Below are 10,348 nucleotides of genomic sequence, written 5' to 3' on the forward strand. Positions count from 1 at the left end.
CCGGGGAGCCGCGCTGAAACGGAGACTCTTCCGTCAGGCGCTGACGCGCAGGAGCAGCGCCGTTCTTGCCGGCACCGCCAGGGCCGTGCCGCCCGCATGGGCCGTGCCCGGGGCGTGCGACTGGTCCTCCAGCGAGGTGTCCACGACCAACTCGTACGTCTCGGCCCAGGGCGGGCCGGGCAGGTGGAAGTCCGTCGGCCGGTCACCCGAGTGCAGCACCGTCAGGAAGCTGTCGTCCGTCACCTGTGCGCCCAGGGCGTCGCGGCCCGGGATGTCCCGGCCCGAGAGGAAGAAGCCGAGGGTCGACGCGGGTGCGTACCAGTCCCGTTCGGTCATCTCCGTGCCGCGCGGGGTGAACCACGCCAGGTCCCTCAGCCCGTCGGTGGCCTGCGCCCGTCCGGAGAAGAAGGCGCGGCGCCGCAGCACCGGATGGGCGGCGCGCAGCGCGAGCAGCCGCGCGGCCAGGGCCAGCAGACCGCGCGGCCCCGGTTGTTCCAGCAGTGACCAGTCGAGCCAGCTGACCTCGTTGTCCTGGCAGTAGGCGTTGTTGTTGCCGTTCTGGGTGCGTCCCATTTCGTCGCCCGCGACGAGCATCGGGACCCCGGTGGACAACAGGAGGGTCGTGAGGAGGTTGCGGATCTGGCGGCGGCGCAATGCGTTGATCTGCTCGTCGGCGCTCTCGCCCTCGGCCCCGCAGTTCCAGGACCGGTTGTCGTTGGTGCCGTCCCGGTTGTCCTCCCCGTTCGCCTCGTTGTGCTTGCGCTCGTAGCTGACCAGGTCGCGCAGGGTGAAACCGTCGTGGGCAGTGATGAAGTTGACCGATGCGTAGGGTCGTCGGCCGCCCCACGCGTACAGGTCGCTGGAGCCCGCGAGCCGGTAGCCGAGGTCCCGCACGTCGGGCAGCGCACCGCGCCAGAAGTCGCGCACCGCGTTCCGGTAGCGGTCGTTCCACTCGGTCCACAGCGGGGGGAACGCTCCGACCTGGTAGCCGCCGTTGCCGATGTCCCAGGGCTCGGCGATGAGCTTCACGCGCCGCAGAACCGGGTCCTGGGCGATGACGGCGAGGAACGGGGAGAGCATGTCGACGTCGTGCATCGACCGGGCGAGGGCCGCGGCGAGGTCGAAGCGGAAGCCGTCCACCCCCATCTCGGTGACCCAGTAGCGCAGGGAGTCGGTGATGAGCCGCAGCACGTGCGGCTGGACGACGTGCAGGGTGTTCCCGCAACCGGTGTAGTCGGCGTACCGCCGGGCGTCGGGTTGGAGGCGGTAGTAGCCGCGGTTGTCGATTCCCTTGAGGCTGAGGGTGGGCCCCAGCTCGCCCGCCTCCGCGGTGTGGTTGTAGACCACGTCGAGGATGACCTCGATGCCCGCCGCGTGCAGCGCCCGCACCATCCGCCGGAACTCTCCCACCTGCTGCCCGGCGCTTCCCGAGGCGCTGTAGGCCGCGTGCGGGGCGAAGTATCCGATGGAGTTGTATCCCCAGTAGTTGCGCAGACCGCGGCGGAGCAGGTGGTCCTCGTGGGCGAACTGGTGCACGGGCAGCAGTTCGACCGCCGTGACCCCGAGTCCCACGAGGTGGGCGACCGCCGCAGGGTGCGCGAGACCCGCGTACGTGCCGCGCAGTTCCGCCGGGACGCCCGGGTGCCGCTGGGTGAAGCCGCGCACGTGCAGCTCGTAGATGACCGAGTCGGCCCAGGGCGTCTTGGGGCGCCGGTCATCCGCCCACTCGTCGTCCGGCGCGTCGTCGTGGACGACCACGGCCTTCGGAACGTACGCTGCCGAGTCGCGGTCGTCGCGCACGGTGTCGGCGACGTGCTGCTGCGGCCAGTCCCGTACGTGCCCGTACACCTCGGGCGCGCGCCCGTACGTGCCGTAGTCCCCGTCGACGGCCCGGGCATAGGGGTCGAGGAGCAGCTTCGCCGGGTTCCACCGGGCGCCGGTCCACGGGTCCCAGCGCCCGTGTACCCGGAAGCCGTACCGCCGCCCGGGCCGCACTCCCGGCACGAAGCCGTGCCAGATCTCGTGAGTGAGTTCGGTGAGCGCAACCCGGGTCTCCGCTCCCGCCTCGTCGAACAGACAGAGCTCGACGGCCTCCGCCCCGCCCGCCCAGAGCGCGAAGTTGGTCCCGGCGATCCCGTCGGGGCCGACCCGGAACCGAGCGCCGAGCGGCGTCGGCGTGCCCGGCCAGACCACGGGCACGGCGGCGCAGCTCTCCCGGCCGCCGACGGCGGGCCGCCCCTCCCCGGCGGGGGAGGGGCGGCCCCCTTCCCGCACTGTCCCCTGCTCGGCTGCGCTCGACACCGGTCGGCCTCCCGCGGCTCGTCGGGCCCCGCGCGGGTGCTGGCGCACGGCGTCCCGGCCGCGGCTCCCCGTGCATGGTCCTCCCACCTGTTCTGCCCGCGCCGGGCTCCTCCCAACATGACCCACACCCACGTTTCCCCTGGAGGGTGGCGGTCGTTGAGCGGGGCGTGCTGTGTCTTTGCGATCCCACGAGGTGGACTCTGTGAGCAACGTGGTGAGGCGGACGAGGGCCACGGTGGCCGTCGCGCTGCTGTGGACAGGACTGTTGACCGGGCTGGCCGGCTGTAGCGGCGGCGGTACGGACATCCCCGATCGGGCGGGGGCGTCGCGCGACGCCGACGACGGAGCGAAGGCGCCGTCGCCCGTCGACACCCTCCGGATCACGCCGCAGGACGGCGCGAAGGGCGTCTCCGCGGACGAGAAGCTGGAAGTCAGCCTGGCGGGAGGGCATCTGGAGCGGGTCACCGTGACGCGGATCGAGGACGCACAGCCCCAGCAGGTGCCCGGTGCGATCTCGGCGGACGGCCTGCACTGGCGGCCCGCGGCAGGCACCCGCCTCGCCCTCGCCGCCAAGTACAGCGTGGACGCGGTGGCCCTGGACGCGCTGGGCCGTCGTGCGGCCCGGCGCACGACCTTCACGACCGTCGTGCCCGAGCACCGCTTCATCGGTTACTTCAAACCGGAGAACCGCTCCACCGTCGGTACGGGCATGATCGTCTCCTTCGTCTTCAACCGGGGAATCCAGAACCGGGCCGCCGTGCAGCGCGCCGTGCGCATCACCTCCGAGCCTCCGGTGGAGGTCGTGGGGCACTGGTTCGACGGGCAGCGGCTCGACTTCCGTCCGCAGGAGTACTGGAAGCCGGGCACCCGGGTCACGGTCGACGCGCAGTTGCGTGACGTGGAGGGCGCGCCCGGGGTGTTCGGGATCCAGAGCCAGAAGGTCACCTTCACGGTGGGCAGGGAACAGATCTCCCTGGTCGACGCCAGGAAGCACACGATGGAGGTGCGCCGCGAGGGCGCGCTGCTGGCCACCCTGCCGGTCACGACCGGGGCGCGGAAGACGACCACCTACAACGGCAAGATGGTGATCAGCGAGATGCTGGACGTCACCCGGATGAACGGGGCCACGGTCGGGTTCAAGACCGACCAGGGCAAGAGCGAGTACGACATCAAGGACGTACCGCACGCAATGCGGCTCACCACCTCGGGCACGTTCCTGCACGGCAACTACTGGGTCGATCCCGCCATCTTCGGCAGGGCGAACGTCAGCCACGGGTGCATCGGCCTGCGGGACGAGAAGGGCGGCAGCGAGGACGCCCCGGCCGGCTGGTTCTTCGACCGGAGTCTGATCGGGGACGTGGTGGAGGTCGTCAACTCCCGTGACCGCCAGGTTGATCCCTGGAACGGTCTGAGCGGCTGGAACATGGACTGGAAGGAGTGGAAGGCGGGTTCCGCGGTGGGCTGATCCCGTCCGACCTGCATGGTCCGCACCACCACCGGGAAGATTTGCGACCGAACGGTGACATTCGCGGGAACCCCCGGAGACTCGCGGTGTGATTATCTTTCGCAGTGCGCGCGGGTCGAGCGCGTGGGGGTGCGGGCCGTGGCGGGGCCAGGCCGTGCGAGGGGAGACAGCGAACGTGAACGGGCAGCCGATATCGGGGGCATCGGTTCGGACCGGCCGCAGCCGCAGCCGTACCGCTCTGGCAGCCCTGACCATGGGGGCGTTGCTCCTGGTCTCGGCCTGTGGGGGCGGGGACTCCGACGACGGCGGCGGAACCGGTGCGGGCAAGGTGCCCGGCAACGACAAGCGCGGCACGACTGCCTCGCAGGCGGTGGTCACCGTGGCGCCGAAGGACGGTGCGGACTCGGTCGCGACGAGCGGAGCGCTCAAGGTCACCGCCGACAACGGGAAGCTGATCACGGTCGCGGTCAAGGACGACAAGGGCAACGCGGTCGAAGGCACGATCGGCGCCGGCGGCGCCAGCTGGGAGCCCCTTCAGCACCTCGCCGCCGCGACCAAGTACAAGGTGCACGCGGTCGCGAAGGACTCCGAGGGCCGTGAGTCGGCGAAGGACACGACGTTCACCACGCTCGTCCCGAAGAACACCTTCGTGGGCCACTACACGCCAGAAGAGGGCTCCACCGTCGGCGTCGGAATGCCGGTGTCCGTCAACTTCACCCGGGGCATCACCAATCCGGAGGCCGTCGAGAAGGCCATCAAGGTGACCGCGGAGCCGGCTGTGCCGATCGAGGGCCACTGGTTCGGCAACGACCGCCTCGACTTCCGTCCCGAGAAGTACTGGGCTCCCGGGACAAAGGTGACGGTCAGGCTCAACCTGGACGGCGTCGAGGGCCGGCCCGGGGTGTACGGCAAGCAGGCCAAGACGGTGAGGTTCACCATCGGGCGCAGCCAGGTCTCCACCGTCGACGCCGCCGCGCACACCATGAAGGTCGTCCGGGACGGCAAGGTCATCAAGACCGTCCCGATCACCGCGGGGGCGCCGTCGACGACGACCTACAACGGCCAGATGGTCATCAGCGAGAAGTACAAGGTCACCCGGATGAACGGCGCCACCGTGGGCTTCGGCGGCGAGTACGACATCAAGGACGTGCCGCACGCGATGCGCCTGTCCACGTCGGGCACCTTCATGCACGGCAACTATTGGGCCTCGTCCGGCACTTTCGGCTCGTCCAACGTCAGCCACGGCTGTGTCGGGCTGCGCGATGTGCGCGGTGCCTATGACGACGACACCCCGGCCGCTTGGATGTACGACAACTCCATCATCGGCGACGTCGTGATCGTGCGGAACTCCAAGGACAAGCAGATCGCCCCCGACAACGGGCTCAACGGCTGGAACCTGTCCTGGGCCGAGTGGACGAAGTAGCACGTGCACGACCCGGTCGGACCCGGTGCTGTGACCAACGGCACCGGGTCCGCCGTCGTTAACGCCCACTAACCTGCTCGCCATGACCGTATCTCTCGAAGTCTCCGAAGGCGTCGGCACCATCCGCCTGGACCGCCCCCCGATGAACGCCCTGGACGTCGCGACCCAGGACCGGCTGCGCGAGCTCGCGGCCGAGGCGACAGAGCGCGACGACGTGCGGGCCGTGGTCCTCTACGGCGGCGAGAAGGTGTTCGCGGCCGGTGCGGACATCAAGGAGATGCAGGTGATGGATCACGCCGCGATGGTCAAGCGGTCCAAGGCCCTGCAGGACTCCTTCACCGCCGTCGCCCGCATTCCCAAGCCCGTCGTCGCGGCCGTCACCGGCTACGCCCTCGGCGGCGGTTGCGAACTGGCACTGTGCGCGGACTTCCGGATCGCCGCCGACAACGCCAAGCTCGGCCAGCCCGAGATCCTGCTCGGCCTGATCCCGGGTGCTGGCGGTACCCAGCGGCTCGCCCGGCTGGTCGGGCCGTCCAAGGCCAAGGACCTCATCTTCACGGGCCGCCACGTGAGGGCGGACGAGGCGCTCACCATCGGTCTGGTCGACCGGGTCGTCCCCGCAGCGGAGGTGTACGAGCAGGCGCACGCCTGGGCCGCGAAGCTCGCCCAGGGGCCGGCGCTCGCCCTGCGCGCGGCCAAGGAGTCCGTCGACACGGGCTTGGAGACGGACATCGACACGGGGCTCGCCGTCGAACGGAACTGGTTCGCGGGCCTGTTCGCGACCGAGGACCGGGAGCGCGGGATGCGTAGTTTCGTCGAAGAGGGGCCGGGCAAGGCCAAGTTCCTCTGAGTGGCGTCCGAGGGGAGCCCGGTCGGACGGGAAGGCCGTCGCGTCAACGTGGGGCCCACCTTAATCGAACCTTAAATGAACCTTAAGGAGCTCGGGGTCGCTGCACATGGCGATCACCCGTAAGCGGTGCGTCATCGCAGGTCAGTCTGGTGTGGCGGGGTTCTTGATGTCACTGGCATATGTCAAATCGATACCCCGGGGCGTGGTTCCCGGGGGTATCGATTCCCCCGGAACGCCCGCGGGGGCGTTCCGGGGCGTCCATGATGGGGGGCATGGCGGGGCTTGAAGGTGCGGAGCAGCCGTGGGTACGCGGTGGTGCGACCGCCGCGCGGTGGGTGCCGGTCGTTGACGACGAGCGGGCGATCGAGGCTCTCGAGTCGTTCGGCGATCCGACGGAGCGGGAGGTCAACCTCCCGTCCCGTCCTGAATCCGCCGCCACGGCCCGCCGGCTGACGCAGTGCGTGGTGCTGCGCCACTGGGCGCTCTCCCCGCAGACGGCTGAGCATGCCATCCTGCTCGTCTCCGAACTCGTGGGGAACGCGGTGCGCCACACGGGGGCGCGGGAGTTCGGGTTGCGGATGTTGCGTCGTCGCGGCTGGATCCGGATCGAGGTGCGCGACCCGTCCCGCGGGCTGCCGTGTCTGATGCCGGTTCGGGAACTCGACACGAGCGGACGCGGGCTCTTCCTGGTCGACAAGCTCTCCGACCGGTGGGGGGTGGACCTGCTGCCGCGCGGCAAGACCACCTGGTTCGAGATGAGGGTGGCGGACCGCTGAATCCGGGCGTCGCCCCGGTCGTGCCGAAGCCCCCTGCCGCCGTGCCGTCCGACGGCACCGAGGGGGCTTCGCATGCGCGGTCGTGGACGTTGGGGGTGTATCCGTGACCGCTTCTTGGTGGAGCGACCGGGCCCGGGTCAATGGGGGTCGCGCCACTGACTATGACAGACCGACGGCTTGGCGCCAAAAGGGCATGCTGGGGCAAATCTCCCCATTGGTCATTAATTCTATATTGAATCAAAGGTGAATTGGGCCACTCGCCTGGTAAAGCGTGAATGAATATGGAGCCACTCGGGTGATTCATTGATCATTTCCCCTTGGTGGTGCGGGCTGCGAGTGGGGCGAAGTGTGTCAATCGTCATTTTTCACGCCTATCGGACCTACCGTGCTGTCGCGTGAACCGAATCGGCCGCCGCAGCGCTCTGCGCACCGGAGCCGGTGCTGCGCTCGCCGGGGCCCTCACCGCGGGATGCACGCACCCGGACCCGGCCCCCAAGCCTTCCGCCGCACCCGTGGTCACCGGGTCGCCACCGGTCCGCCCGGGGCCCGACCTGCCCGCACCCCCGCCCCTCCGCTTTCCCGGACTGCCCGTCGAGATCGTGCACGGTCCACGGAACCACCCGGCCGTCGCCCTCACCTTCCACGGCCAGGGCGACCCCGCCACGGCACGTGCCCTGCTCGACGAGGCCGAGCGGGCCGGTGCCCGGATCACCGTGCTCGCCGTCGGCACCTGGCTCGACGAGCACCCCGCGCTCGCGCGGCGCATCCTCGACGGTGGCCACGACCTCGGTAACCACACCCTGCGTCACCTCGACGTCTGCTCCCTGCCCGAGGCGGAGGCGTACGCGGAGATCACCGGCTGCGCGCAACGGCTCCGCAGGCTCACCGGTTCGATCGGCAGCTGGTTCCGCCCGTCCCGCGCACGGCACGCCACCCCGCTCGTCCAACGGCTGGCGACCCGCGCGGGCTATCCGCACACGCTCTCCTACGACGTGGACTCGCGGGACTTCACCGCCCCGGGAGCCCGGGCCGTCACCAGCACCGTCGCCGCGCAGGTGGAGCGCGGCTCGGTAGTGAGCCTGCACTTCGGCTACGCGGACACGGTCGCCGCGCTGCCGGCCCTCCTCGACGAACTGGACCGCCGCGGTCTGCGCGCGGTGACGACCACGGAGCTGCTGACCTGATGCTGCCTCTCACCACTCCACACACCGGACCCGTCACCAGACGGTCCGCCGCGCTGGTCGCTGCGGCGCTGCTTGTCCTGCTCGCGGGATGCGGTGCCGCCGCGGAACGGGGCGGAGCCGAGCCCGTTGCTTCGACCCGCGCCAAGAAGGCCGCCGTGCCCGACGGACTGCCCGGCATGCCACCCGTCCTGGACGCCAAGGACCTCTACGCCGCCGACCGCCCCGGTCTGCTGTCACCCGTGGTCAAGGGCTTCCCCTCCCGGGTGTACGTCCCGAACACCAACTCCAACACGGTCACGGTCATCGATCCGCAGACGTACCGGGTCGTCGAGACCATCCCGGTCGGCGCCCAGCCCCAGCACGTCGTCCCGTCCTGGGACCTGAAGACCTTGTGGGTGAACAACAACCGCGGTCACAGCCTCACGCCGATCGATCCGGCCACCGGCGCCGCGGGCAAGCCCGTCGAGGTGCACGACCCCTACAACCTCTACTTCACTCCCAACGGCCGCGCCGCCGTCGTCATGGCCTCCCTCGACCGCGAACTGGTCTTCCGCGACCCGCACACGATGGACCGGATCAAGACCACGCCGGTCTCCTGCTACGGCGTCAACCACGCGGACTTCTCCGCAGACGGCAGGTACTTCATCGTCTCCTGCGAGTTCTCCGGGGAGCTCCTCAAGGTCGACACGGAACGCATGGAGGTCGTGGCCCAACAGAAGCTGCCGCTGCACGGCGCCATGCCGCAGGACGTGAAGATCTCACCCGACGGACAGACCTTCTACATCGCCGACATGACCGCCCACGGCGTCTGGGTGCTCGACGGCGAAAGGTTCACCACTCCCGTCCTGCTGCCCACCGGCAAGGGCTGCCACGGCCTGTACGTGAGTCGCGACTCCCGGGAGATGTACATCACCAACCGCGGTGAGGGGTCCGTGTCGGTCTTCGACTTCGCGCAGGACCGGCTGACGAAGAAGTGGCGCCTGCCCGGCGGGGGCTCCCCGGACATGGGCGGGGTGTCCGCGGACGGCAAGGTGCTCTGGCTGTCCGGGCGCTACGACAACGAGGTGTACGCGCTGGACACCGCGGGCGGGAAGCTGTTGGCCCGCATCCCGGTGGGCAGTGGCCCGCACGGCCTCGCGGTCTACCCGCAGCCCGGCCGCTACTCGCTCGGCCACACGGGGGTCTTCCGCTGAGCCGCCCTCCCCTGGGGGCCACGGGCATCCCCGCCGGTGGCCCGGGGCCGTACGGCCGCAACACGCCCCCTCAGCCGGCCACCAGGAGCGCTTCGGAGCCGATCGGCCGGTACCCCGCCTGTTGGAACGTCCGCACGCTCCGGGCGTTCCCCGGCGACTGCTGGGCCCACACGTGCGCGTCCGGTACGAGATGGCGCGCCGCGTCCGCGAGGCGCGCCCCGAGCCCTGATCCGCGCGCCTCGAGGTCCACCTCGATCGCCGCCTCCCAGCGTCCGGCGACCCCGCGGCCGAGAACCAGCACCCCGCCGTCCGCCGACCACACCCGTACGTCATCGCGGAACTTCATCGCACGCACCACCCGTGGATGGTCCGGGTCCTCGATCTCGTCGAGCTCCAGCTCCGGGGGCCCGGGCCGGTGATCGGCGACGGTGAGCAGGTCGATCGTGTTCATGTGCCGACCGGTCCTGGCCATCAGCGCACTCAGGAAGCCGGGGTTCATGGACGCCGCCAGTGGGTCCCCCGACGCGGCCGCGAGGGTCGCTCCCACCCACGCCGGGTCCTCGTCCGTGAAGACCACCGAATGCGCCGTGAAGGCCAACACGCCGGCATCCCGCGGATTCGGTTGGCCGACGATCGTCGTCGTGCCGTCCGGCGGGGGGAACCGTCCGTACGCCGCACCTGCCAGGATCCTCGCCACCTCGTCGCCCATATCTCCATGGTCCACGAAGGCGCCCCGTTGTCCCGGTAGTGGCGCCCGCCGATAATCTGGCCTGCGTCAGTTATGCACCAAGAAGGGGTGGAACCCAGTGGCGGACATCGAGGCGGCCCGGAAGGCCTTCGATCGGTACGACCTGAACGGCGACGGGCTGATCTCGGCCGCCGAGTACAAGAGCGTCATGGCCCAGCTCGGCGACTTCAACGTGACCGAGACCGTCGCGGAAGCCGTCATCAAGTCCAAGGACAGCAACGGTGACGGCCAGCTGAACTGGGACGAATTCTGGGCGTCCCTCAACAAGGACTGACACTCCCGGCATGCGGTGGGCCCCGGACAGACTCTCCCGGGCCCCCCCCATTCCGGGCCTGGCCCGAGGCCCCCCCCCGTCCGGGCTCCCACCCTGTGTGTGCGGTGCCCTACCTGGGCCACCCACCGAAGACC

9 protein-coding genes are annotated in these 10,348 nt (G+C 70.2%); 7 read left to right on the forward strand and 2 right to left on the reverse strand.

Annotation, left to right across the window (positions count from 1 at the left end):
- Positions 1-33 precede the first annotated feature (33 nt).
- The gene (gene glgX / locus ACFXOM_RS13450; protein WP_384942470.1) at positions 34-2,301 is read right to left on the reverse strand and encodes a glycogen debranching protein GlgX; all 2,268 of its coding nucleotides are present in this window, start codon (positions 2,299-2,301) and stop codon (positions 34-36) included.
- A gap of 202 nt (positions 2,302-2,503) precedes the next feature.
- Here glgX and ACFXOM_RS13455 point away from each other — a divergent pair, with 202 nt between their 5' ends.
- From ACFXOM_RS13455 to ACFXOM_RS13480, 6 genes are all read left to right on the forward strand, one after another.
- Entirely contained in the window at positions 2,504-3,766 is a 1,263-nt protein-coding gene (locus tag ACFXOM_RS13455) for an Ig-like domain-containing protein (RefSeq protein ID WP_384949188.1), read from the forward strand.
- Positions 3,767-3,941: 175 nt separating this feature from the next.
- A complete protein-coding gene (locus ACFXOM_RS13460; protein WP_384949186.1) occupies positions 3,942-5,189 on the forward strand; it encodes an Ig-like domain-containing protein in 1,248 nt (415 codons plus the stop codon).
- 82 nt (positions 5,190-5,271) lie between these two features.
- Positions 5,272-6,039, forward strand: coding sequence for an enoyl-CoA hydratase/isomerase family protein (locus ACFXOM_RS13465; protein WP_384942475.1), 768 nt, complete (start codon positions 5,272-5,274; stop codon positions 6,037-6,039).
- A 260-nt stretch (positions 6,040-6,299) separates the two neighbouring features.
- Positions 6,300-6,815, forward strand: coding sequence for an ATP-binding protein (locus ACFXOM_RS13470; RefSeq protein WP_384949183.1), 516 nt, complete (start codon positions 6,300-6,302; stop codon positions 6,813-6,815).
- Positions 6,816-7,210: 395 nt separating this feature from the next.
- Positions 7,211-7,999: a polysaccharide deacetylase family protein gene (locus ACFXOM_RS13475; protein WP_384949182.1), complete on the forward strand. Its 789-nt coding sequence runs from the start codon at positions 7,211-7,213 to the stop codon at positions 7,997-7,999.
- Complete coding sequence (locus ACFXOM_RS13480) at positions 7,999-9,192, forward strand: YncE family protein (RefSeq protein WP_384949180.1); 1,194 nt, start codon at positions 7,999-8,001, stop codon at positions 9,190-9,192. The genes ACFXOM_RS13475 and ACFXOM_RS13480 overlap by 1 nt, the downstream gene beginning before the upstream one ends.
- A gap of 70 nt (positions 9,193-9,262) precedes the next feature.
- Here ACFXOM_RS13480 and ACFXOM_RS13485 read toward each other — a convergent pair whose 3' ends face one another.
- Positions 9,263-9,901 carry a GNAT family N-acetyltransferase gene (locus ACFXOM_RS13485; RefSeq protein ID WP_385037950.1) on the reverse strand — a complete coding sequence of 213 codons (639 nt, stop codon included), beginning with the start codon at positions 9,899-9,901 and terminating at the stop codon, positions 9,263-9,265.
- 97 nt (positions 9,902-9,998) lie between these two features.
- Here ACFXOM_RS13485 and ACFXOM_RS13490 point away from each other — a divergent pair, with 97 nt between their 5' ends.
- The gene (locus tag ACFXOM_RS13490; RefSeq protein WP_384942484.1) at positions 9,999-10,214 is read left to right on the forward strand and encodes an EF-hand domain-containing protein; all 216 of its coding nucleotides are present in this window, start codon (positions 9,999-10,001) and stop codon (positions 10,212-10,214) included.
- The last annotated feature ends 134 nt before the right edge of the window (positions 10,215-10,348 follow it).

It is taken from the genome of Streptomyces sp. NPDC059169, assembly GCF_042755225.1.
GTDB lineage: Bacteria > Actinomycetota > Actinomycetes > Streptomycetales > Streptomycetaceae > Streptomyces.

Excerpts from the sequence above, each read along its gene's own strand:
- ACFXOM_RS13465 (WP_384942475.1), top strand. The coding sequence starts at position 5,272 with ATGACCGTATCTCTCGAAGTCTCCGAAGGCGTCGGCACCATCCGCCTG.
- ACFXOM_RS13480 (WP_384949180.1), top strand. The coding sequence starts at position 7,999 with ATGCTGCCTCTCACCACTCCACACACCGGACCCGTCACCAGACGGTCC.
- ACFXOM_RS13485 (WP_385037950.1), bottom strand. The coding sequence starts at position 9,901 with ATGGGCGACGAGGTGGCGAGGATCCTGGCAGGTGCGGCGTACGGACGG.
- ACFXOM_RS13470 (WP_384949183.1), top strand. The coding sequence starts at position 6,300 with ATGATGGGGGGCATGGCGGGGCTTGAAGGTGCGGAGCAGCCGTGGGTA.